Origin of the sequence: Pseudomonas sp. LFM046, assembly GCF_000949385.2 — a bacterium.
In the GTDB taxonomy this organism is placed as follows: domain Bacteria; phylum Pseudomonadota; class Gammaproteobacteria; order Pseudomonadales; family Pseudomonadaceae; genus Metapseudomonas.
The window spans coordinates 3,979,967-4,001,356 of the sequence record NZ_JYKO02000001.1 but is presented as its reverse complement, the minus strand read 5'-3'; the positions used below and the strand labels follow the sequence as shown (position 1 = coordinate 4,001,356).

The window sequence follows — 21,390 nt, the reverse complement described above, 5'->3', positions numbered from 1 at the left end:
CGCCCTCCTGGCAATGGATCAGGCCGGGGCTCAGTCGTCGCGGCGATAGGCGACCCGGAGGCCCAAGGCATCGGTGATGGTGAGGATGTCGGCATCGAGCGCGTAGGCGTAGGTAATCACGGCGTCATTGGCGGTGGAGAGCGCGAGCTGGCCGGGGCCTCGTTGTGCCCAGGTGCCGCCGTCCCACCAGGTGAAGGCACCGGACGTATCGCCCAGGCCGACGTAGAGACCGCCGGCTTCGAAGTGCAGATGCGCGGCATAGCCATTGGCGGCGGACGCCTCGGTCGTCCTGCTCCAGTTGCCTACCAGGCGCGGGTCCAGTTCCGCCATCTGCTTGCCTCCTGCTCGGGGTGATGGGAGCGGCGCGCCGGCTCCACCCGGCGCGTCGCGTTCCTTCAATGCACTATCTGGAGTGGACCAGCGTGGCCGACTTCGACTTGCCCTTGAGTGCCTTGGCCAGGTCCTTGGCTGCGGCACCTCCGGCGTCGTCGATCAACGCGGCGAGCCTGTTGCGTTCGGCATCGCTCATCACGGTGTTGTGTTCCAGCAGGGCGGTGGCTGCCTTGACGTCGGGCTTGCGCTTGATGAAGCGGCGAGCCAGGCGTTTGGCCGCGATGGCGGCGAAGTGCGGCTTGAGCACCGACGAGTCGAGGGCCGCCTCCAGGGCGTCGAGGCCCTCGTTGAGGTGATCGCCGCCGATGGCCAGCACCAGGTGCAGGTCGGGGGTGGTGAGCACCTTGTGGGCGGCTTCGGCGTGGCGGGCGTCCACTGCGGCGGTGACCATCACCGTGGCGCTGCCGGCGGCGTGGGCGACCATGCCTTCGATTTCCCAGTGCACCTCGACCCGGACGTCATGGATGCCGGGAACGCCAAACAGCGCGCCTTCGGCCCCGCGCAGCAGGGTCATCGAGTCTTCCAGCCGTTCGCCGGGCTGCAGGACGCGGAACGGATGATCTTCGATGCAGTGGACCACGGTGCGGAAGCTGCGCACGGTGCCGGCCGGGTCGGTGACGCTGCCGCTGACGAAGTCGCTCTTCAGGCTCAGGGTCGCCGGTACCCGGACGGGCTGGTCACTCTGGTTGACCAGGGCCACCCCAACGCGCACCGGCGCGCCCAGGGGCACTTCGCCCAGCAGCGGGGTGATCTCCACGGCCAGGCCGAAGACTTCCGCTTCCAGGTCGGTCGGCGTGATCGCCGGGGTACTGGTGGAGGCGCCACCAAAGGCCACCGAACCCGGCCGCACGAACGGGTCCGGGTAGTGGCGCAGCTGCTTGAGGTTGTCCGGGTTGAAGGACCACTGGATGTTGCTCGGGAACGGCGTGGCGGGCGTTCCGGCGGCGGCGATCACGTCACTGGTGCACATGAAGCCGTGGTCGGCGAAGTTGTGGTACAGGCCCATGGCGTGCCCGAGTTCATGCACCGCCGTGCGGAAGTAGGGCGCTGCGGCGGTGCCGAAGCGCTGGCCGCTGACGGTTCCCCAACCCGCTGCGATGGTCCAGTGGGAGGCGATGCCGAGACCTTCGCGGGGCACGTTGTTGGAGTCCGTGCCGGCGGCGTCATACATGATGCCTCGTGGTGTGGAGTCGATGTTCTTCACGGCGAGGATGTGATAGCGCCATTCGTTGTCGAGGTTGACCACCGCGCGCCTGGCCAGCATCGCCGCGTGCATCTCGGCGTCGGACCAGGAATTGCCGGATGGCTCGGCGACGTTGGTGTCGCTGAGGTTCACCGCGGTCTGCCAGCCCACGGCGTCCATCACCGTCGCCCAGGTGTGCCCCGCGCCGCTATTGGTTGGCTGCTCCGAGCCGGACACCGTGTCGATCTCGATCGTGCAGCGACGGAAGTAGCTGGAGAGCCAGCCCATGGTCAGGCGACCCACTACGGTGTTGGCGGCGTTCTTCACATCGCCCTCGGCGTAGTCCGACGGCGAGGGGTAGCCGGCCGGCGCGGTCAACCGCGTCATCTGCGCCGTGAGGGTGGACTCCAGGGCCCAGCTGTTGGGTGCGGTGTAACGGTAGAGCTCGAAGCTCAGGCCGAAGCTGTTGCCGAGATAGAAGTACTCCGGCAGCGCGGTGACCCGGATGTAATAGCGGTAGCGCGAGCGCGCCAGGATCGGGATGCCCGAGGCGGGGTTGGGACCGGCCAGCAGGATCGGCTTGAGCGGCAGGCCCTGGATGATGCGCGGTTCGCCCTGTAGCGCGGGGAGGGGCGAGGCAATGGGGATCGGCAGGAAGATCACCGGCCGCTGGTAGAGGTCGCCGCTCGCGGTGCGACCGTCGCTGTGGCTCTCCACCCGCAGGGTCCCGTCATAGGACACCAGGGGCGCGCCGCTGGGCTTGTAGTTCAGCAGCCAGCAGCCGGCGCGGACGCTGCGGATTGGTGGCAGGGTGATGCGGCCCGGGATGGGGAGGGGCAGATTGGGGTTGATTGCGGTGGGGGTCGGACCGTCTTCCTGGGTCGGGAGGATGAGGTCAGGCATGGGGGGAACGCTGAAATTTTCCGGCAGGTTGGACACGTTGAACACTCCTATTCAACAAGGGGCGTACCTTGCCCGTGAAATCCAACCTCCGCGCGAGCCACTTCACTACTCCGGTACGGTGCCCCTGGTGTTGTCTCCTTGGTTGAGGTGGCGTCATGCACAGCGAGCACCGCATGACGCCCAGAAGTATGGGTCGCCAAAGCCACCTGTAAAACGCCGCTCATCGTCTGGAGGCCGCTTGGTACGTGGGTTCCAGCATTTGCGGAGGAACAAGGGGAGGGCTTAGAGCGGACCGTTCTTAACCGCACAAAGGGTGTCCCCAAGTGTTCCATCTCGACCCCTCCATCCTGGCCTAAGCTGAAATTCCGGGGCTTCTCTCCGGGGAGGTCCGGCGATGCGTTTCCTGCCACTTCTGTTTTTCTGCCTGGTGCAAGTGCTGCATGCCCAGGAAGCCCCCATGGAGGTGGAGGGAGCGATGACCGTCAACGTGCTGCAGGCCCGTTACCTGTATGAGCGTGGGGCGGTTTTCATCGATGTGCGGCCCACCCGCGAATGGACCTGGGGCCACATCCACGGTGCTCTCCATCTCGACCTGCTCAGCCGCTTCGAAGACCTGGCCGATTCACGATGGCCGCGCAATGTGCCGCTGGTGATCTACTGCGATAGCGAGGTCTGCCCCCACGGTGCCGAGGCGGTGAGGATGGCGGTGAGCTGGGGCTACAGTCAGGTGTTCTATTTCCGCGAAGGCTATTTCGCCTGGCAATTGCTCGACTTCCCGCAGGGCAAAGGTCTGGCGGGAGAGCGCCTGGTGTTCAATCGGCCGGGCCGCTGAGTAGCGGCAGGGGCTGGGTGACGTCGCGCTGGGCGTCGGGATCGAAGCCCACCGGGGACTTGCCTTTCAGGTACCAGGCAAAGGCGATGATTTCGGCGATGGTGCGGTAGAGCGCCTCGGGGATGGCGTCGCCCAATTCCAGCCGCGCGAGCAGGCGTACCAATTCCGCGTTTTCGTAGATCGGCACTTCGTACTCGCGAGCGATGGCGAGGATGGCTTCGGCCAGCTCGTCGTCGCCCTTGGCGGTCAGGTTGGGGGCGCTGACACCGTCGTAGGAGAGGGCGATGGCCTGGCGCGGTTTCTTGCTCATGCGGTCTCGTCCACCCAGCGTTGTTCGAGCGTGGTTCGTTGCCCCTGAGGCGGTCGACCCTGGCGGCAGGCCAGCTCGCCCACGTTGAGGCCGGCGGCCAGCAGGCGGTCCCGCAGGTGCGGCAGTTCGCGATCGATCAGCCCGGCAGTGTCGGCACGTTCCGCCCAGAGCTGGCTGGACAGGCTGCCCTGCGCCAGTTGCGCCTGGACCTGCAAGGGACCGAGGGGGTCCAGGTCGAAAGCCAATTCGATGCGCCAGAGGCTTTCCTTCTGCTCGTTCTTCTGCTGGCGACCGTCCTGCTCCTGCTGCAGTTTGATCTGCAGCGGCACGATGTCCTGCTGGTTCCGCATGGGCACTTCAAGCTGCCAGGTGGTCACCAGGTTGCCTTCCGGCGTCATCTGGGTCTGGGCGAGACTGGAAAGCTGGTGCGTCTGGAGTCGGGAGACGGCGGCGGCGGCCAGCTTGAGCAGGGTTTCCAGGTCGCCTTCCTCTTCCGCCGATTGGGCCAGGCGCGAGGGGAGGGGGAAGCTCAGAGCCAATTGGCGGGTGTTGGCCTGGCCGAGCGCACCCAGGGCATTGCGGATGAAGGCGGGCAGGGCCTGGGCCATGGTATTGCTGGTGCCGGTGGTGGGCAGGCTGGTGGGCGTCGGCAGCGCCGGCAGCAACTGGGCGATCAGGCGCAGCAGGTTGGCCTTGAAGTCCTGGGGCAGGGCGCCGGCCTGTCCGGCCAGCAGCCGTGATTCCAACAGGGCGCCGCTGTTTTCCAGGGCCGCAGCCAGGAGTTTGGGGTCGCCCAGCTGGCGGATATCGGGCAGCGCGCCGAGGAGCTTGTCCACGGCCATCTTCAGGTTTTCCGGCAGGTGTTCCCGGCTGGCGGCCTGGAGCGCGCCGATCAGTCCGTCGAGGGAACCCTGGCGGCCTTGTTGCGCCGCCAGTTGCTGGGTGAGTTCGAGCTGGTCCAGCTGCGCCGCCAGGGGCAGGAACTGGAGCATCTGGCTGCCTTGCACCTGGGCGGTGAGCAGGCTGCCGACGGCCAGTGGTCGCGGGCTTTCGATGCTCAGTTGGCTGCCCGCGAGCGGGGTGTTGAGGACATTCACCATCACCTTGTAGACCGCCGCCTGGGCCTTGCCCTGGGCGGCCAGTTCGCTGGATACCACTTTGCCCTGGACCAGGGTGCCTACCGGCAGCAGGTCCAGGTCGAGGCTGCCGAGGGCTCGTTCGCCCCCCTTCAGGGCCATGGCCAGGCGGGTCTCCGAGAGGGCGGTGACGTTCAGCAGGCTGCCCTGGGCCAGGGGACGCGAGCTGCTGGCTTCCACGGTGGTCTGCTTGCCGTTTTCCAGGGTCAGCTTGAGCAGCAGCTGGAAGCTCTGGGCCGTCTCCTTCAGGGCGATGACTTCAGCTTCGGCGCTTTCCCCGGCGGCCATCAGCCCGTCCAGGGGCTGCAACAGCTTGAGCGCGAGGTCCGCGGCATTCGAGGCGGCGCGGGCGACGGGCTGGCTGGGGGGAAGAGGGCGCGTTGCGCTGATTTCGGTCATTAAGGGGTTACAACCTGTCGAAAAAGCTCGCATCGGGGGCGGGATATGGCATGTATAATGCCGCCCCGTCCGGGTCGGCCGCGAGCCTTGGAGTTCTCCAGTATAGCGGCCGGCACCCTCCTGACTTGAACGTTTCCCGGGTATCCATGCCTTGACCAGTCCCTATCTCGAGACCGTGGCCCTCGCCTGCGAGCGGGACTGGCGTCTGCTTTTCGAGCGGCTGGACCTGCAACTGGCCCGTGGCGAGATGCTCCAGGTCGCCGGCCCCAATGGCAGCGGCAAGACCAGTCTGCTGCGCCTGCTCTGCGGCCTGATGCAGCCCACCGCCGGCGAAGTTCGCCTGAACGGCAAGCCCCTGGCCAGCCAGCGCAGCGAACTGGCGCGCAACCTCCTGTGGATCGGCCACGCCGCCGGGATCAAGGGTCTGCTGACCGCCGAGGAAAACCTGCGCTGGCTCTGTGCCCTGCACCAGCCCGCCAATCGCGAGGCCATCTGGCAGGCGCTGGATGCCGTCGGGCTGCGTGGTTTCGAGGACGTTCCCTGCCACACCCTGTCCGCCGGCCAGCAGCGCCGCGTGGGCTTGGCACGGCTGTACCTCGACGCCCCGCCCCTGTGGATCCTCGACGAACCCTTCACCGCCCTCGACAAGCAGGGCGTTGCCCAACTCGAAGTGCACCTGGCGCGCCACTGCGAACACGGCGGCCTGGTGGTCTTCACCACTCACCACAGCATGGGCCAGGTCCCTGCCGGCTATCGCGAACTTGACCTGGGGCAGCGCCGCCCATGAGCAATGTGTTTACCCTGCTGGTCGCCCGTGAAGCCCGCCTGCTGGTGCGCCGTCCGGCGGAATTGGCCAATCCCCTGGTGTTCTTCGCCATAGTGGTCGCATTGTTTCCCCTGGCGGTGGGCCCCGAGACCCAATTGTTGCAAAGCCTTTCTCCTGGTTTGGTCTGGGTCGCGGCGTTGCTGGCCGTCCTGCTCTCGCTGGACGGGCTTTTCCGCAGCGATTTCGAGGACGGCTCCCTGGAACAGTGGGTCGTTTCGCCGCACCCCCTGCCGCTTCTGGTCCTGGCCAAGGTGCTGGCACACTGGCTTTTTTCCGGATTGGCCCTGGTGCTGCTGGCACCGCTGCTGGCACTCATGCTCGGGCTGCCAGCGCGCTGCCTGCCGGTGCTGCTGGCCTCGCTGCTGCTCGGTACTCCGGTGCTGAGCCTGCTGGGCGCCGTGGGTGCCGCGCTGACCGTGGGCCTCAAGCGCGGCGGCCTGCTTCTGGCGCTGCTGATCCTGCCGCTGTACATCCCGGTGCTGATCCTCGGCAGCGGGGCATTGCAGGCGGCCCTGCAAGGACTGCCGGCTGTTGGCCACCTGTTGTGGCTGGCCAGCCTCACCGCCCTGGCGGTGACCCTGACACCCTTTGCCATTGCCGCCGGCCTGACCATCAGCGTCGGTGAATAAAAATAGAGTTGCCCTGATGAATTGGACTTGGTTTCACAAATTGGGCTCGCCCAAGTGGTTCTATGAAATCAGCGGTCGCTGGCTGCCCTGGCTCGCCTGGGGCGCGGTGATCCTGATCGCCGTCGGCCTGGTCTGGGGCCTGGCCTTCGCGCCGCCGGACTACCAGCAGGGCAACAGCTTCCGCATCATCTATATCCACGTGCCGGCGGCCTTCCTGGCCCAGTCCTGCTACGTCATGCTGGCGGTCTGCGGCATCGTCGGGCTGGTCTGGAAGATGAAGCTGGCTGACGTCGCCCTGCAGGCCGCCGCGCCCATCGGCGCCTGGATGACCTTCGTGGCGCTGCTCACCGGCGCCATCTGGGGCAAGCCCACCTGGGGTGCCTGGTGGGTGTGGGATGCCCGACTGACGTCGATGCTCATCCTCCTTTTCCTGTACTTCGGTGTGATTGCACTGGGCCAGGCGATCAGCAATCGTGACAGTGCCGCCAAGGCCTGCGCGGTGCTGGCCATCGTCGGGGTCATCAATATCCCGATCATCAAATACTCGGTGGAGTGGTGGAACACCCTGCACCAGCCGGCCACGTTCAAGATCACCGAGAGGCCGGCCATGCCGGCGGAAATGTGGGTGCCGCTGCTGATCATGGTGCTCGGCTTCTATTGCTTCTTCGGTGCCGTGGTGCTGATGCGCATGCGCCTCGAAGTGCTCAAGCGCGAGGCCCGCAGCAGCTGGGCCAAGGCCGAGATTCAGGCACAAGTGGGTAAGGTCTGATGAGTTTTTCTTCCTTCAGCGATTTTCTCGCCATGGGTGATCATGGCCTGTATGTCTGGACCGCCTATGGCATCAGCCTGGTGGTACTGGTCATCAACGTCGCCATGCCGCTGATTGCGCGGCGGCGTTACCTGCAAGACGAGGCGCGCCGTCTGCGCCGGGAGGAGTCGAAGTGAATCCTGTACGCAAGAAGCGCCTGTTCATCATCGCCGCCATCCTGGCGGGGGTGGGGATCGCTGTGGCGCTGGCGCTGTCTGCGCTGCAACAGAACATCAACCTGTTCTACACCCCCACCCAGATCGCCAATGGCGAGGCGCCGCAGGACACCCGCATCCGCGCCGGCGGCATGGTGGAAAAGGGCTCGGTGCAACGTTCGGGCGATTCCCTGGACGTGCAGTTCGTGGTGACCGACTTCGCCAAGAGCGTGACCATCCGCTACCACGGCATCCTCCCGGACCTGTTCCGCGAAGGGCAGGGCATCGTCGCCCTCGGCAAGCTCAACGGCGATGGCGTGCTGGTGGCTGACGAAGTGCTGGCCAAGCACGACGAGAAATACATGCCGCCGGAAGTGACCAAGGCCCTCAAGGACAGCGGCCAGCTCCCCAAGAAAGAGGGTTGAATCGATGATCCCCGAACTCGGCCATCTGGCCCTGATTCTTGCCCTGTGCATGGCGATAGTGCAGGCGAGCCTGCCGCTGATCGGCGCCTGGCGCGGTGATCGCCAGTGGATGAGCCTGGCCCAACCGGCCGCCTGGGGGCAGTTCGCCTTCCTGGCCTTCGCCTTTGGCTGCCTCACCTACGCCTTCATGACGGATGACTTCTCCGTCGCCTACGTCGCCAGCAACTCCAACAGCGCGCTGCCCTGGTACTACAAGTTCAGCGCCGTCTGGGGCGCCCATGAGGGTTCGCTGCTGCTCTGGGCGCTGATCCTCGGCGGCTGGACCTTCGCCGTGTCGATCTTCTCCCGGCAACTGCCGGAAGTGATGCTGGCTCGCGTGCTTGCCGTGATGGGGATGATCAGCATCGGCTTCCTGCTGTTCCTGATCGTCACGTCCAACCCCTTCAACCGCCTGCTGCCGAACATGCCAGCGGACGGTAACGACCTGAACCCGCTGCTGCAGGACTTCGGCCTGATCGTCCACCCGCCGATGCTCTACATGGGCTATGTGGGCTTCTCGGTGGCCTTCGCCTTCGCCATTGCCGCGCTGCTGGGCGGCCGCCTGGACGCCGCCTGGGCGCGCTGGTCCCGTCCGTGGACCATCATTGCCTGGTCCTTCCTCAGTGTCGGTATCGTGCTGGGCTCCTGGTGGGCCTACTACGAACTGGGCTGGGGCGGCTGGTGGTTCTGGGACCCGGTGGAAAACGCCTCCTTCATGCCCTGGCTGGTGGGCACGGCGCTGATCCACTCCCTAGCGGTGACCGAGAAACGCGGCGTGTTCAAGAGCTGGACCGTGCTGCTGGCCATTGCGGCCTTCTCCCTCAGCCTGCTGGGCACCTTCCTGGTCCGTTCCGGCGTGCTGACCTCGGTCCATGCCTTCGCTTCTGACCCCGAGCGCGGCGTATTCATTCTCGGCTTCCTGTTGATGGTGGTGGGCGGCTCCCTGGCGCTGTTCGCCGTGCGCGCGCCCGTGGTGAAGAGCCAGGTGGGCTTCGCCCTCTGGTCCCGCGAGACCCTGCTGCTGGCGAACAACCTGGTGCTGGTGGTCGCAGCCTCCATGATCCTGCTGGGCACCCTGTACCCGCTGGTGCTGGACGCGCTCTCCGGCGCCAAGCTGTCGGTGGGCCCGCCGTACTTCAACGCCCTGTTCCTGCCGCTGATGGGCGTCCTGATGCTGGCGCTCGCGGTCGGCGTGCTGGTGCGCTGGAAGGACACCCCGTTGAAGTGGCTGCTGGGCATGCTTGGTCCGGTGCTGATCGGCAGCCTGGTGTTCGGCGTGCTGGCCGCCTTCGTCTATGGCGACTTCCACTGGGCCGTGCTGGCCGTGGGCTTCCTCTCCTCCTGGGTGGTTTTGGCCGGCGTCCGCGACTTCCTCGACAAGACCCGTCACAAGGGCGTGCTCAAGGGTGCTGCCGGCCTGACCCGCAGCTACTGGGGCATGCAGCTGGCCCACGCCGGTATCGCCGTCTGCGCCCTGGGCGTGGTGCTCTCCAGCCAGTACAACGCCGAGCGTGACCTGCGGCTGCAGCCGGGCGAGTCGGTGGAGCTGGGCGGCTACCGCTTCCTCTTCGAGGGGGCGGCACACCATGAAGGCCCGAACTTCACCTCCGACAAGGGCACCGTGGTCGTCTTCGACGGCGACAAGCAGATCACCGTGCTGCACCCGGAGAAGCGCCTGTACACCGTGCAGCAATCCATGATGACCGAGGCCGGTATCCAAGCCGGCTTCACCCGCGACCTCTACGTCGCCCTCGGCGAACCCCTGGGCGACGGTGCCTGGGCGGTGCGTGTGCATGTGAAACCCTTCGTCCGCTGGATCTGGTTCGGCGGCCTGCTGATGGGCCTCGGCGGCCTGCTGGCGGCCTTCGACCGGCGCTACCGGGTGAAGGTGAAGACCCGCGTCCGCGAGGCGCTGGGCATGGCTGGAGCCCAAGCATGAAGCGTCTGATCCTGGTCCTGCCCCTGCTGGGCTTCCTGGCCATCGCGGTATTCCTCTATCGCGGCCTGTTCCTCGATCCGGCCGAGTTGCCCTCGGCCCTGATCGGCAAGCCGTTCCCGGCCTTCTCCCTGCCCAACGTCACCGGCGAGCGTACCCTCACCGAGGTCGACCTCAAGGGCAAGCCGGCGCTGGTCAACGTCTGGGGCACTTGGTGCGTGTCCTGCCGCGTGGAACACCCGGTGCTGAACAAGCTGTCGCAGATGGGCGTGACCATCTACGGCGTGAACTACAAGGACGACAACGCCGCCGCGTTGAAATGGTTGAACGAGTTCCACAACCCTTATCTGCTCGATATCCGCGACGAACAGGGCAGCCTTGGCCTGGACCTGGGCGTCTATGGCGCGCCGGAAACCTTCCTGATCGACAAGGATGGCGTCATCCGCCACAAGTTCGTCGGCGTGATCGATGAGACCGTCTGGCGTGAACAGCTGGCGCCGCTGTACCAGGCACTGGTGGACGGGGAGGGCAAATGAAACGCCTGATCGCCGCCGCCCTGCTGGGCCTCGCGCTTGTTGGCGTGGCCCATGCCGCCATCGACACTTACGAGTTCAAAGACGAAGCCGAGCGCGAGCGCTTCCGTAACCTGACCGAAGAGCTGCGCTGCCCGAAGTGCCAGAACCAGAACATCGCCGACTCCAATGCGCCCATCGCCACGGACCTGCGCCGGGAAATCCATCGGATGCTGGAAGAGGGCAAGAGCAACCAGGAAATCGTCGACTTCCTGGTAGCCCGCTACGGTGACTTCGTGCGCTACAAGCCGCCGGTGAATGCCCGCACCGTGCTGCTCTGGTATGGCCCTGCCGGCCTGCTGGTAGGTGGCCTGGTGGTGCTCGGCCTCATCGTCGTGCGCCGTCGCCGGGTCGAGAACAGCCCCGGCAAGGTAATGCTCTCCGCGGATGAGCAGGCTCGCCTGGATGCACTGCTGAACTCCGAGAACCAGGACAAGAAAGACTCATGATCGATTTCTGGCTTGCCGCCGGCCTGCTGCTGCTGGTCGCCCTGGCGTTCCTGCTGATTCCCGTGCTGCGCGGCCGCAAGGCCCAGACCGAGGAAGACCGCACCTCCCTCAACGTCGCCCTGTACCAGGAGCGGCTGGACGAACTGGAATCCCAGCGTGCCGCCGGCACCCTGACCCCCGAGCATTACGAGGACGGCCGCGCCGAGGCTGCCCGTGAACTGCTGGCCGACACCGAAGGCGCCGACAACGGCCGTGTTTCCCGCCTGGGCAAGGCCTTGCCGGTGCTGGCCGCCCTCCTGGCACCGGTGCTGGGCTTCGGCCTCTACATGCACTGGGGCGCCAGCGACAAGGTGGAGCTGGCCCGTGAGCTGCGCCAGCAGCCCCGTACCATCGAGGAAATGACCTCGCGCCTGGAACGCGTGGTGGAGGCCCAGCCCGAGTCCGCCGAAGGCTGGTACTTCCTCGGCCGCACGTACATGGCTCAGGATCGCCCCGCCGATGCCGCCCGTGCCTATGGCGAGGCCGTCAAACGTGCCGGCCGTGAGCCGGAACTGCTGGGTCAGTGGGCCCAGGCGCTGTACTTCGCCAATCAGAAGAAGCTGACTGACGAAGTGAAGGCTTTGACGGAGGAGGCCCTGAAGGCCGATCCCAATGAGATCACCAGCCTTGGCCTGCTGGGCATCGCCGGCTTCGAGGATGGCCGCTACCAGGACGCGATCCGCTACTGGGAACGCCTGATTGCCCAACTGCCAGCCGACGATCCGTCCCGTGGCGCCCTGCAGGGTGGTATCGACAAGGCCCGCGAGAAGCTCAAGGAAAGCGGTGTGGCGGTCGAGGAACCTGCTGCGGCTCCGGCGCCGGCCGGTGCGGAGCTGAAGGTGCGCGTGGACCTGGCGGCAGCGCTGAAGGACAAGGTGCAGCCCGGCGACAGCGTGTTCATCTTCGCCCGCGCCACCTCCGGCCCGCCCATGCCACTGGCGGTCAAGCGCATGACCGTGGCTGACCTGCCGGTGGAAGTCAGCCTGAGCGATGCGGACGCCATGATGCCGCAGCTCAAGCTGTCGAACTTCCCCCAGGTGCAATTGGTCGCCCGGATCTCCCGTAGTGGCAATGCGACTGCGGGCGAGTGGATAGGAAGCAGTTCGCCGCTGTCTACCGGTACGTCGGATACCCAACGACTGACCATCGACAGCCCGGACAAGAAATGACCACCCAAACCGCACTCCCGGCAGCGCCGAACACCCGCTTCGGCCTGCCCCTGATCTGCCTTCTCCTGACCCTTGGTGGCTGTGTCGCCCAAGGGCCTTATGTCGAGCCCGGCGAGCCCGAACGGGGACCTTCTCCCAAGGCGCCAACCGTGCAAGCCCCGGCGCCCCAGCAGCGTCCCATGCCGCCGGTCGAGCCCCAGCCGCCCAAGCCGGCGCCGCGGATGAAAGCCCACCCGCGCTTCGCCCCGCCGCCGGGTGGCAACTGCTACTGGGATACCGGCCTCGGTGTCTATGTGCTCGAAGGTGAGGACAACATCTTCTATCGCGAGCGTGTGTACTACCGCTGGGATAACGGCTGGAGCTACTCCAACGGTGCCCATGGACCCTGGACGCCCACCGACGCCAGTGGCGTTCCGGCCGGGTTGGGGCGCCACTTCCACTGATTCAGCCATCACGGGGCGGGCCTTGAGCCCGCTTCGCGAATGAATCCACCCCTGCAAGACCTGGACGCTCCTGCAGGCCCCGATGCGAGAGGCCTGCCACATCCCCTGATCGACGCTGTTGCTCCGCGAAATCACCTTCGGTACTGTGATGGCATTTCGCCATTTCGGAGGTCTTGGATGCGTCCCCGTATCGCGCTCGCCGCCCTTGCCGTGCTGTTGGTCCAACCCGTTTCCGCCCAGGTCTATCAATGGCGCGATGCCAACGGGAAGCTGCAGTTCACTGACACGCCACCGCCCCAGAGCCGAGTGGTGGAAACCCAGGATCTACACGTCAATAGCATGGACGCGGTTCATGCAAAGCAGGCCGAGTCCGTTCCCGAAGTCGAAGCCGCGGCGGAGGCGCCGAAGCTCAACCCCGGCCAGTTGCAGCAGAAGGGGATGCAGCAGTGTTCCACCGCCATCACCCGCATGCCGTCGCTGATCAACGAGACTCAGAAGCGCGGTCGCGATTCGGTGAAGCAGCAGAAGATCACGCAGAACCAGCTGGACAAGGCCATGTACGAGATGGACGACTTCTACAAGGGCCTGAAGCGCAATGAGCGCGAATGCATCAGCGAGTACGTGGCCAGCGAGAAAAGCCGGAACTCCATCGACTGCCTGGCCGATACCCCCGATGTGGTGACCTTTGGCCAGTGCATGAAGTTTGCCGACTGGGCGGAGACGTTCCGATAAGCAGGCCGGGCGCCATAGCGCCCGGCGTTGGAATTACTGGCGGTCGGGGAGGGTAGAGGGGGAGGCTTCCGCCTTGCCGCGCTTCTGCGCCAGGGCCACCAGCAGTCGCATTGCACCGTAGCCCGCCACGATCAGCAGCGGGTACGCCACCATCAGCTCGGCCAGGCTGTATTTCCACGCCAGCGGCCGGCCAACGCCCAGCAAGGCGGCATAGAACCAGGACACCGCCGAGACGGTGCCGGCGAACAGCGCCAGGGTGCGCATGCCCGGCGCCAGGCCGAGCAGGGACCCAGCGCGGGCCAGGGCTGGCATCACCGCGCGGTGCAGCACCACGCCATTCAATGTCAGCAGCGAAACAATCAGCACCTTGGCCTGCAGCTTGGGATTGAGCAGGTAGGTCCAGCCCTTGACGGACATGTCCAGGGCGATGATGGCGAAACCGGAAATCCAGAGCACCAGCAGGGCCATCGAGATGGTGCGCTGCAGGGATTCGAGGTGGGCGCTGTCGCAGTGGGAAGAATCATCGCCGCGCAGCAACTGGCGAGCCATGGCGAGGTCGCTGGTGAGCACCAGCCCGACCGCCACGCAGCAGGCGATCAGGTGCATATAAACGACGCCCAGGCGCACCAGTTCGAGGGTGGCTTCCTGCTTCAGCAACGCGGTGACCAGGTGAAAGAATTCCATGCTCTGTCTCTTGTTCTATGAAGTTGTCGCTCCCTGAAACGCGTGATTTCGTCGGGGGAGGACGGCACTTTCGGCCACGGGCGCGGAGCCTGACCGGGGAATCATTGTCATGCGGCTGGCGATCTTATTTGTTAATAATTATTAATGTCAAAAGAATAAATGGTGACGCTCGTTCCTTTCTGTGCTCGCCAGGATGAACGGTAATCCGGGCGCGGTTGGCAATGCGCCAGGTGGTACGAAAGTGCCTGTTTTCGCGGGATTCAGGGGCTTTGCCGCCATGCTCGGCGTTGGCCGTCCGCTGGTGTGGAAGTACGGCCTGGCGGAACTGCTGGTGGCTTATCCGCGGCTCATCGTCGCCGGTTACGTTGCCATGAGCCTGCTGGTCAACCGCGCCAGCCAGCGGCGTCTGCGGATCGTTTCCGATCATGGCGCAGGCCGTCAGCAGATCGCGTCCTGATTCTGCCTGGGGGAGTGGCGTCCACCGCTCCCCGTACTGCTCAAGGGTTCTGCGGGTCGTGCCCCAGGGCCTGGATGAACAGGGAAAAGAGCTCAGGCTGGGAGGAGATATCCAGCTTGGCGTAGAGGTGCCGGCGGTGCACCTTCACCGTCTCAGGTGAGATGGCCAGGCGTTCAGCCATGGCCTTCGAGGAATAGCCCCGCAGGATCAGCCGGGCAATCTCCAGCTCCCGCTCCGACAAGACGCCCGCACCGAACTGGCTCAGGGCATCGCGTACCTGGGACGCCACTTCGTCCTGGCGGGGCGGCAGGGGCGCACGGTTGCGCTGCTGCCAGTGCTGTCCCATCAGGGCCATGACCCAGCCCGACAGCATCGCCAGCATTCCACACTCTTCGGCACTGAAGCGCCGGCGCATGCCCAGGGACAGCGACAGGCTGCCCTGACCCGGCAGTTGGACGATGAACTGCACCTCGTCTTCCAGCACGTTGTCGTGGAAGTAGCTCAGGTAGTACTCGCTCTGCAGGAAATGGTCCGGAGCGATTTCCTCCAGGCGATAGAAGCCGCTGGGCAGGCCCTCCCGGCAGGCCTGGTAGAACGGGTCCAGCAGATAGAGCCCGTCCAGGTAGATGGGCATGGCCTCGATACCCGATTGGGGCGAGGCGTCGTATTCCTCCAGGGGCTGGGGCGCGCCTTCTTCCGGGTAGAACGCCGCCAGGGCGTTATCGAAGGGCAACCACTGGCGAAGCAGCAGGATCAGTTGCTTCCAGAAACGGTCGCTGCCGATCTGCTCGACCGTGCGGGCCAGACCGGCGTGCAGGCCGACTTCCCGGAACAGGCTTTCCATCCGCATCTCCCGTGGGTGGCTGGTGCGCAAGCTTGGCCGATCCGGCCCCGTCCCCGTCAAGGGGCGTACTCCAATAGGGTGATTGGCGCTCTTGCCATCCCCGCCCAGAATCCGCCCCACAACACCTTCCCGCCGCGACGGCGGGTTTTCGCTTCGCTTCTGCCTCAATCCAATAACAAGCAAGAGGATCAGGATATGGGCTCTTCCACGGGATCGCTCAAACCCACCCTGGGCACCTTTGATGTGGTCGCCATCACCGTCTCGTCCGTCACCCCGGCCAGTTCCGTCTTCGTCATCGCCCCGTTCGCCATCCAGCAGGCGGGCAACGGTGCGTTCCTCGCCTTCGTCCTGGCTGCGGTGCTGGGCCTGATGTTCGCCTGGTGCTACGCGGAGCTGGGCCGCGCCCATTGCTCGGCAGGCGGTGAGTACGTCTACGCCAAGCGCGTGTTCGGCGGCATGCCCGGCTATGCCACCTTCTTCGCCGTGATGGCCATGCTGCTGTTCGTCCCACCGGTACTGGCCACTGGGGCGGCCACCTACCTGAACGTGGCGCTGGGTACGTCTCTGGATAGCCAGACGGTCGCCTTGGCGATCGTAGTCGCCAGCTACACCCTGGGAATTCTCAACATCAAGCTCAATGCCTGGGTTACTGGCATCTGCCTGCTGCTGGAGGTGGCGGCCCTGCTGGTGATAGTGGCTCTGGGCTTTGGCAATGCCAGCCAGCCGGCAAGCGTGCTGCTGCACCCGCAGGTGGTGGAAAACGGCGTGCTGGGCACGGCGTCCCTGACCCTGGTATTCGGCGCCGTGGGCACTGCGCTGTTCTCCTACAACGGCTTCGGCGGCGCCGTACTGATGGCCGAGGACATGAAGTGCGGAGGCCGTGGCGTACCTCGGGCAGTGCTCTGGTCGCTGTTGCTGGTGGTGGCCATCGAGTTGGTCCCGCTGACCGCGATCCTGATCGGTGCGCCCTCGCTCGCCGAACTGATCGCCAGCCCGGACCCGATCGGCTACCTACTGACTCGCCTGGGTAACGAAACCCTGTCGCGCCTGGTCGCCGCCGGCATTTTCCTCTCGGTGTTCAACGCCATCATCGCCATCGTCATCCAGAGCGGACGGGTGATCTTCAGCAGCGGCCGCGACGAGCTGTGGATGCCCACGCTGAACCGCGCTTTCACCCGTATCCACGCACGCTGGGACTCGCCCTGGCTGGCTACGCTGTCCATGGCGGTCCCTTCGGCGCTGCTCAGCTTCAGTTCCAACCTGGAGGAACTGACGTCCTTCACCGTGCTGCTGATCGTGCTGGTCTACCTGATCGTCGCCCTCTGCGCGCTGTTCAGCCGCGTGCTGCGGCGCGACGTCGAGCACAGCTACCGCATGCCGCTCTGGCCGGTGCCGGCGCTGGCGGCGGCGACGGGCGCGGGGTATCTGCTGCTCAACCTGGCGCTGGAGGCGTCCAGCCAGGACCTCTTGATCATCTTCGGGCTGCTGGCGGTATCGGTGATCCTCTACTGCACCTACGGCAAGTTCAGCCCGGCCTTTCAAAAACTCTGAGCCATGGGAGTCAACATGCGCGCGCGTCAATTGGGAATCAGCATCGGGCTTGGAACGCCCGGCGAGTTCAACGCCATCACCGATGTGCCGGGAGTCCGTGTGGGCCACAGCACCCTCATCGAGGAACGCGGCGGCAAGCCGGTGCGTACCGGCGTGACCCTGGTGCAGCCACGGGAGGGATCGGCCCGCCAGCAACCCTGCTTCGCCGGCTGCCATGTGCTTAACGGCAACGGGGATGCCACGGGTCTGGAGTGGATTCGCGAGGCGGGCCTGCTGACTACGCCACTGGCCATCACCAATACCCACAGCGTCGGCGTCGTGCGGGATGCCCTGGTGGCCGCCGAGCGGGACGAAGCGGGGGATTCGGTCTACTGGTGCATGCCGGTGGTGATGGAGACCTTCGACGGCCTGCTGAACGATATCTGGGGGCAGCACGTTGGCCCGGCCCAGGTGAAGGAGGCGCTGGCCAATGCCCGCCCCGGAGCGGTGGCCGAAGGCCCGGTGGGCGGCGGCACGGGGATGATCTGCCATGAGTTCAAGGGCGGTATCGGCACGGCGTCGCGGCGGCTGCCAGCCGAGCAGGGCGGCTGGACCGTCGGTGCGCTGGTGCAGGCCAACCACGGCGTGCGTCGCGAATTGCGGGTAGACGGTTACCCGGTGGGGCGCTTGCTGACGGAGATCGAGTCGCCCTTCGCCGAGCGGGATACCCCTGGCATGGGCTCCATCGTGGTGATCATCGCCACCGATGCGCCCCTGTTGCCGCACCAGTGCCAACGACTGGCCCAGCGTGCGTCCATCGGCATCGCCCGCACCGGCGGGGGAACGGAGGATTCCAGCGGCGATATCTTCCTCGCCTTCGCCACCGGCAATCGGGACCTGCCGCCAGCGGACTACGCCCGCAAGGACCTGCCGTTCAGCACACCGCTGTCCATGGTCAACAACGACCACATCTCGCTGTTGTTCGCGGCGGCGGCGGAGGCGGTGGAGGAGGCCATCGTCAATGCCCTGCTGGCCGGACGTGAAATGGTCTGCGCGGATGGGCGGCGGGTGCCGGCGCTGGAGGGCGAGGTGTTGCTGACGGCCCTGAAGGCCCAGGGGTGGACGCCTGCCCGCTGATGCGGGCAGGCGGGGGGATCACTGCGCGGTGTAGACCTGGTCGAAGATGCCCCCGTCGTTGAAGTGGGTCTTCTGCACTTCACGCCAGTCACCGAAGGTCTTCTCCACGGAGAGGAATTCCACCTTGGGGAAGCGGTCGGCGAACTTGGCGAGGATTTCCGGGTTGCGCGGGCGCAGGTAGTTGTTGGCGGCGATGGTCTGGCCTTCGTCGCTCCACAGGTACTTGAGGTAGGCCTCGGCCGCCTCGCGGGTGCCCTTCTTGTCCACCACCTTGTCGACCACGGTCACCGGCGGTTCGGCCTCGGCGGAAACGCTGGGGTAGACCACCTCGAAGCCGCCACGGCCGAATTCGCGGGCGATCATTTCCGCTTCGTTCTCGAAGGTCACCAGCACGTCGCCGATCTGGTTCTGGATGAAGGTGGTGGTGGCCGCGCGGCCGCCGGTGTCCAGCACTGGCGCCTGCTTGAACAGCTTGCCGACGAATTCCTTGGCCTTGTTCTCGTCACCGCCGTTCTTCAGCACGTAGCCCCAGGCGGACAGGTAGGTGTAGCGGCCGTTGCCCGAGGTCTTGGGGTTGGGCACCACCACCTGCACGCCGTCCTTGAGCAGGTCCGGCCAGTCCTTCAGGCCCTTGGGGTTGCCCTTGCGCACGATGAACACGGTGGCGGAGGTGAAGGGCGCGCTGTTGTTCGGCAGGCGGCTGGCCCAGTTCTGCGGTACCAGACCGCCGTTGTCGGCGAGGGCGTTGATGTCGGTCGCCTGGTTCATGGTGATGACGTCGGCTGGCAGACCGTCGATCACGGCGCGCGCCTGTTTGCTGGAGCCACCGTGGGACATCTGCAGGGTGATGTTCTCGCCCTTTTCTTCCTTCCAGTGCTTCTGGAAGGCAGCGTTGTAATCCTTGTAGAAGTCGCGCATCACGTCGTAGGAAACGTTGAGCAGGGTAGGCGCGGCCTGGGCGGCGCTGGCCAGTGCCAGGCCGGCGGCAAGGAGGGAGGCGGAGAACAGTCGTTTCACGGGGCGTTCCTTCTGGGTGAATTGAGCGCTCGACTATAGCGGACCGCTATATGTCTTTTTAATACTTAAAATTCATTTGGTTATTTCCGCCTGCTTCGAATGGCTGATGGGTTTCGCTCCGCTCTACGCCATCCTACGGGGCTGCACATCATCAGAAGACGCGGCCGAGGTTCAGGTAAAGCGCCCGCTCGGCTTCGTCGTTGAGGCCGTAGCTGAAGTCCAGCGGCCCCAGGGGCGTATCGAAGCCGATGAACACGCTGGCGGCGTTGATGTAGCCGCTGTCGAAGCTGTCGTCGTTGTTCCAGGCGCGCCCGCGCTCCAGGCTGCTGCCCAGGTAGACCGGGAGGTCCAGGGGCAGGAAGGATCGGCGGGTCAGGCGGTGGTAGTAGACCGCCCGGGCCAGGCTGATGTTCTGCCCGGATAGGGAGTCCTGGCGGAAGCCCGAAAGTTGGCGCGCACCGCCGAGCAGGAAGCTGGAAGTGACCACCTCGGCGTGGTCCAGGGTACGCCCGTAGCGGCCGCCAAGAACGAAGGTGTCCGGACCCGAGGTCAGCGCCTTGTCGAGGGCCAGCTGCCATTGCCGGTAGCGGTCGTCCGAGCCCAGGTCGGGGTCGTACTGGCGCAGGGTCAGGCCGATGTCCTCGCCCTCGTGGGGGTAGTCCACGTTGTCCAGGGTGTCGAAGGAGTACTTCAGCTCGTAGTAGCCCTCGCTGAAGTCGAAACTGGGCAGGTCGCGCTCGCCCACCCGCACGTCCGCCTGGCCCCAGGCCTGGCCGACGCCAAAGCGGATCTCACCGTTGTTGGCGATCTGCCGGCCCAGGTTGAGGCCGTAGCCGTAGCGTTCCAGGCGGTATTCGGCGATGGGGTCGTTGTCCTGGATGGCCTCGACGTTCTGCGCTTCGCCGAACAGGTAAGGGGCGACGAAGTAGCGCGAGCCGGCGTCCAGGGGCTGGTAGAACTCGCTGTACAGCTCCTGATGGTCCCCCAGCTGCACGCGCGTGAGCCATTCGGCGCCCAGCTCGTTGATGCCGTTCTTGCGGTAGCTGGCGCCCAGGTTGTAGGCGCTGTCGCCGCGCATGTCGTCGGAGAGGTTAAGGCCCAGGCGCAGGTAGTCGGTGCCGGCTCGCTTGCCACGGGCGTTGATCACCAGGGCGTTGCCATCCTTGCGCTTGACCACCCGGTAATGCACCTGCTCGAAGTAGTCGAGCCCGTACAGGGTGCTCATGTCGCTCTGCAGGCGCTCAAGGTCCAGCCGCTGGCCCAGGGGTTGGCGGATGTAGTGGCGGATCACGGCATCGCTGATCTTCGAATCGTTCTCGATGAGGATGCTGCGGATCACCGGGGTGCGTTCGCTGGGCAGGCGCGCGTTGACCAGGGTCTGGTCATGATTGGCGGCCAGCGGACGCAGTTCGGCCAGGCGGCCGGCGAGGATCTGGGTGGCACGGTAGCCGGCGTCGATCATGTCGCTGGCGCGGCCGAAGTCCGTGGCGCTGTAGCCCGCCAGCGGTGGCTGGATCAGCACGTCGGTGGGTTTCAGGGTGGCCAGTTGGGCTTCGGAGTTGGTGCGGGTCATCAGGGTCACGGACTGGTTGAGCACGTCCACCACCGTGCCCAGTTCCTTGCGTGAGCGCAGCGGCGTGCCGATGTCGACGACGATCACGCGATCCACGCCCATCTCCCGCGCCACGTCCACCGGGATGTTGTCCACCATGCCGCCATCCACCAGCAGCCGGCCGTTCACCTCCACCGGGGCGAACACGGCGGGAATGGACATGCTGGCGCGGATCGCCTGGGGCAGGTGGCCACGGCGGAACACCACCTTCTCGCCGGTGGCGATATCGGTGGCGACCGCGCGGAAGGGGATGGCCAGGCGGTCGAAGTCGCGGGTGTCGCTGGTGTGCACCAGCAGGCTTTCCAGCAGCAGGGCGAGGTTCTGGCCCTGGATCACCCCGAGGGGCAGGCCGAGGCTGCCATCGTCGCGAAAGCTGAGGCGTTGCTTGATCAGGAAATCACGGTCGTCCTGCTTGCGGCGGAAGGGGACTTCCGGTCGCGGCGGGTCATCCGACAGGGCCTGCTTCCAGTCGAGATGGGTGGCCAGCTTTTCCAGTTCGTCCACCTGGTAGCCCGCGGCGTAGAGCCCGCCGATGACCGCACCCATGCTGGTGCCGGCGACGGCGTCGACCTTGATGCCCTGTTCCTCCAAGGCCTTGAGCACGCCGATATGAGCCAGCCCGCGAGCGGCGCCACCGGAGAGCACCAGGCCGACTCGGGGTTCGTCCTGCGCAAGGCAGAGGAGGGGGAGGAACAGCAGGCAAAGCAGAACGCGGCGCATAACGCATCCCT

At 65.8% G+C, this 21,390-nt stretch carries 22 protein-coding genes and 1 pseudogene; 15 read left to right on the top strand and 8 right to left on the bottom strand.

Annotated elements, in window-relative coordinates; translation table 11 throughout:
• Positions 1-30: 30 nt before the first annotated feature.
• The gene (locus TQ98_RS18500; protein ID WP_044870365.1) at positions 31-330 is read right to left on the bottom strand and encodes a hypothetical protein; all 300 of its coding nucleotides are present in this window, start codon (positions 328-330) and stop codon (positions 31-33) included.
• A gap of 73 nt (positions 331-403) precedes the next feature.
• The gene (locus TQ98_RS18495) at positions 404-2,479 is read right to left on the bottom strand and encodes a hypothetical protein (protein ID WP_197708601.1); all 2,076 of its coding nucleotides are present in this window, start codon (positions 2,477-2,479) and stop codon (positions 404-406) included.
• A 394-nt stretch (positions 2,480-2,873) separates the two neighbouring features.
• Here TQ98_RS18495 and TQ98_RS18490 point away from each other — a divergent pair, with 394 nt between their 5' ends.
• Positions 2,874-3,311 carry a rhodanese-like domain-containing protein gene (locus TQ98_RS18490; protein ID WP_044870364.1) on the top strand — a complete coding sequence of 146 codons (438 nt, stop codon included), beginning with the start codon at positions 2,874-2,876 and terminating at the stop codon, positions 3,309-3,311.
• Here the strand turns inward: TQ98_RS18490 and TQ98_RS18485 are convergent.
• Complete coding sequence (locus tag TQ98_RS18485; RefSeq protein ID WP_044870363.1) at positions 3,292-3,621, bottom strand: EscU/YscU/HrcU family type III secretion system export apparatus switch protein; 330 nt, start codon at positions 3,619-3,621, stop codon at positions 3,292-3,294. The genes TQ98_RS18490 and TQ98_RS18485 overlap by 20 nt on opposite strands.
• Complete coding sequence (locus TQ98_RS18480; protein WP_044870362.1) at positions 3,618-5,156, bottom strand: flagellar hook-length control protein FliK; 1,539 nt, start codon at positions 5,154-5,156, stop codon at positions 3,618-3,620. The genes TQ98_RS18485 and TQ98_RS18480 overlap by 4 nt, the downstream gene beginning before the upstream one ends.
• Positions 5,157-5,307: 151 nt before the next feature.
• Here TQ98_RS18480 and ccmA point away from each other — a divergent pair, with 151 nt between their 5' ends.
• The 11 genes from ccmA (at position 5,308) to TQ98_RS18425 (ending at position 13,378) form a co-directional block, all read left to right on the top strand.
• Positions 5,308-5,943, top strand: coding sequence for a cytochrome c biogenesis heme-transporting ATPase CcmA (gene ccmA / locus TQ98_RS18475; protein WP_044870361.1), 636 nt, complete (start codon positions 5,308-5,310; stop codon positions 5,941-5,943).
• Positions 5,940-6,611 (top strand): heme exporter protein CcmB, encoded by a 672-nt coding sequence (ccmB, locus tag TQ98_RS18470; RefSeq protein WP_044870360.1) that lies wholly within the window; start codon positions 5,940-5,942, stop codon positions 6,609-6,611. The genes ccmA and ccmB overlap by 4 nt, the downstream gene beginning before the upstream one ends.
• Before the next feature lie 13 nt (positions 6,612-6,624).
• Entirely contained in the window at positions 6,625-7,380 is a 756-nt protein-coding gene (locus tag TQ98_RS18465) for a heme ABC transporter permease (RefSeq protein WP_177410223.1), read from the top strand.
• Entirely contained in the window at positions 7,380-7,556 is a 177-nt protein-coding gene (gene ccmD / locus TQ98_RS18460) for a heme exporter protein CcmD (RefSeq protein WP_044870358.1), read from the top strand. The genes TQ98_RS18465 and ccmD overlap by 1 nt, the downstream gene beginning before the upstream one ends.
• Positions 7,553-7,999, top strand: coding sequence for a cytochrome c maturation protein CcmE (gene ccmE, locus TQ98_RS18455; protein ID WP_044870357.1), 447 nt, complete (start codon positions 7,553-7,555; stop codon positions 7,997-7,999). Before ccmD ends, ccmE begins: the two co-directional genes overlap by 4 nt.
• A gap of 4 nt (positions 8,000-8,003) precedes the next feature.
• The gene (locus TQ98_RS18450) at positions 8,004-9,977 is read left to right on the top strand and encodes a heme lyase CcmF/NrfE family subunit (protein WP_044870356.1); all 1,974 of its coding nucleotides are present in this window, start codon (positions 8,004-8,006) and stop codon (positions 9,975-9,977) included.
• Entirely contained in the window at positions 9,974-10,510 is a 537-nt protein-coding gene (locus TQ98_RS18445; protein WP_044870355.1) for a DsbE family thiol:disulfide interchange protein, read from the top strand. Before TQ98_RS18450 ends, TQ98_RS18445 begins: the two co-directional genes overlap by 4 nt.
• Entirely contained in the window at positions 10,507-10,995 is a 489-nt protein-coding gene (locus tag TQ98_RS18440; RefSeq protein WP_044870354.1) for a cytochrome c-type biogenesis protein, read from the top strand. Before TQ98_RS18445 ends, TQ98_RS18440 begins: the two co-directional genes overlap by 4 nt.
• Positions 10,992-12,203: a c-type cytochrome biogenesis protein CcmI gene (gene ccmI / locus TQ98_RS18435; RefSeq protein ID WP_044870353.1), complete on the top strand. Its 1,212-nt coding sequence runs from the start codon at positions 10,992-10,994 to the stop codon at positions 12,201-12,203. The genes TQ98_RS18440 and ccmI overlap by 4 nt, the downstream gene beginning before the upstream one ends.
• Entirely contained in the window at positions 12,200-12,646 is a 447-nt protein-coding gene (locus TQ98_RS18430; RefSeq protein ID WP_052659131.1) for a hypothetical protein, read from the top strand. Before ccmI ends, TQ98_RS18430 begins: the two co-directional genes overlap by 4 nt.
• Positions 12,647-12,823: 177 nt before the next feature.
• Positions 12,824-13,378: a DUF4124 domain-containing protein gene (locus TQ98_RS18425; protein ID WP_044870352.1), complete on the top strand. Its 555-nt coding sequence runs from the start codon at positions 12,824-12,826 to the stop codon at positions 13,376-13,378.
• Between the two features lie 33 nt (positions 13,379-13,411).
• Here the strand turns inward: TQ98_RS18425 and TQ98_RS18420 are convergent, their stop codons facing one another.
• Positions 13,412-14,062: a hypothetical protein gene (locus TQ98_RS18420; protein ID WP_044870351.1), complete on the bottom strand. Its 651-nt coding sequence runs from the start codon at positions 14,060-14,062 to the stop codon at positions 13,412-13,414.
• 268 nt (positions 14,063-14,330) lie between these two features.
• Here TQ98_RS18420 and TQ98_RS18415 point away from each other — a divergent pair.
• Positions 14,331-14,519 (top strand): annotated as a pseudogene (locus TQ98_RS18415) (hypothetical protein); the annotation flags it as partial.
• A 40-nt stretch (positions 14,520-14,559) separates the two neighbouring features.
• Here TQ98_RS18415 and TQ98_RS18410 read toward each other — a convergent pair.
• Entirely contained in the window at positions 14,560-15,363 is an 804-nt protein-coding gene (locus TQ98_RS18410; protein ID WP_044870349.1) for a helix-turn-helix transcriptional regulator, read from the bottom strand.
• 195 nt (positions 15,364-15,558) lie between these two features.
• Here TQ98_RS18410 and TQ98_RS18405 point away from each other — a divergent pair, with 195 nt between their 5' ends.
• Together TQ98_RS18405 and TQ98_RS18400 are read left to right on the top strand one after the other, a co-directional pair.
• The gene (locus TQ98_RS18405; protein ID WP_044870348.1) at positions 15,559-16,914 is read left to right on the top strand and encodes an APC family permease; all 1,356 of its coding nucleotides are present in this window, start codon (positions 15,559-15,561) and stop codon (positions 16,912-16,914) included.
• A 15-nt stretch (positions 16,915-16,929) separates the two neighbouring features.
• Entirely contained in the window at positions 16,930-18,030 is a 1,101-nt protein-coding gene (locus TQ98_RS18400; protein WP_044870347.1) for a P1 family peptidase, read from the top strand.
• Positions 18,031-18,048: 18 nt separating this feature from the next.
• Here TQ98_RS18400 and TQ98_RS18395 read toward each other — a convergent pair whose 3' ends face one another.
• Together TQ98_RS18395 and TQ98_RS18390 are read right to left on the bottom strand one after the other, a co-directional pair.
• On the bottom strand, positions 18,049-19,047 hold the full coding sequence (locus TQ98_RS18395; RefSeq protein ID WP_044870346.1) for a sulfate ABC transporter substrate-binding protein: 999 nt from the start codon (positions 19,045-19,047) through the stop codon (positions 18,049-18,051).
• Between the two features lie 151 nt (positions 19,048-19,198).
• Positions 19,199-21,379, bottom strand: coding sequence for a patatin-like phospholipase family protein (locus TQ98_RS18390; RefSeq protein ID WP_044870345.1), 2,181 nt, complete (start codon positions 21,377-21,379; stop codon positions 19,199-19,201).
• Positions 21,380-21,390: the final 11 nt, after the last annotated feature.

Coding starts and splice junctions, on each gene's coding strand:
- TQ98_RS18500 (WP_044870365.1), bottom strand. CDS start 330: ATGGCGGAACTGGACCCGCGCCTGGTAGGCAACTGGAGCAGGACGACC.
- TQ98_RS18495 (WP_197708601.1), bottom strand. CDS start 2,479: ATGCCTGACCTCATCCTCCCGACCCAGGAAGACGGTCCGACCCCCACC.
- TQ98_RS18490 (WP_044870364.1), top strand. CDS start 2,874: ATGCGTTTCCTGCCACTTCTGTTTTTCTGCCTGGTGCAAGTGCTGCAT.
- TQ98_RS18485 (WP_044870363.1), bottom strand. CDS start 3,621: ATGAGCAAGAAACCGCGCCAGGCCATCGCCCTCTCCTACGACGGTGTC.
- TQ98_RS18480 (WP_044870362.1), bottom strand. CDS start 5,156: ATGACCGAAATCAGCGCAACGCGCCCTCTTCCCCCCAGCCAGCCCGTC.
- ccmB (WP_044870360.1), top strand. CDS start 5,940: ATGAGCAATGTGTTTACCCTGCTGGTCGCCCGTGAAGCCCGCCTGCTG.
- ccmD (WP_044870358.1), top strand. CDS start 7,380: ATGAGTTTTTCTTCCTTCAGCGATTTTCTCGCCATGGGTGATCATGGC.
- TQ98_RS18450 (WP_044870356.1), top strand. CDS start 8,004: ATGATCCCCGAACTCGGCCATCTGGCCCTGATTCTTGCCCTGTGCATG.
- TQ98_RS18445 (WP_044870355.1), top strand. CDS start 9,974: ATGAAGCGTCTGATCCTGGTCCTGCCCCTGCTGGGCTTCCTGGCCATC.
- TQ98_RS18440 (WP_044870354.1), top strand. CDS start 10,507: ATGAAACGCCTGATCGCCGCCGCCCTGCTGGGCCTCGCGCTTGTTGGC.
- ccmI (WP_044870353.1), top strand. CDS start 10,992: ATGATCGATTTCTGGCTTGCCGCCGGCCTGCTGCTGCTGGTCGCCCTG.
- TQ98_RS18430 (WP_052659131.1), top strand. CDS start 12,200: ATGACCACCCAAACCGCACTCCCGGCAGCGCCGAACACCCGCTTCGGC.
- TQ98_RS18425 (WP_044870352.1), top strand. CDS start 12,824: ATGCGTCCCCGTATCGCGCTCGCCGCCCTTGCCGTGCTGTTGGTCCAA.
- TQ98_RS18420 (WP_044870351.1), bottom strand. CDS start 14,062: ATGGAATTCTTTCACCTGGTCACCGCGTTGCTGAAGCAGGAAGCCACC.
- TQ98_RS18410 (WP_044870349.1), bottom strand. CDS start 15,363: ATGGAAAGCCTGTTCCGGGAAGTCGGCCTGCACGCCGGTCTGGCCCGC.
- TQ98_RS18405 (WP_044870348.1), top strand. CDS start 15,559: ATGGGCTCTTCCACGGGATCGCTCAAACCCACCCTGGGCACCTTTGAT.
- TQ98_RS18400 (WP_044870347.1), top strand. CDS start 16,930: ATGCGCGCGCGTCAATTGGGAATCAGCATCGGGCTTGGAACGCCCGGC.
- TQ98_RS18390 (WP_044870345.1), bottom strand. CDS start 21,379: ATGCGCCGCGTTCTGCTTTGCCTGCTGTTCCTCCCCCTCCTCTGCCTT.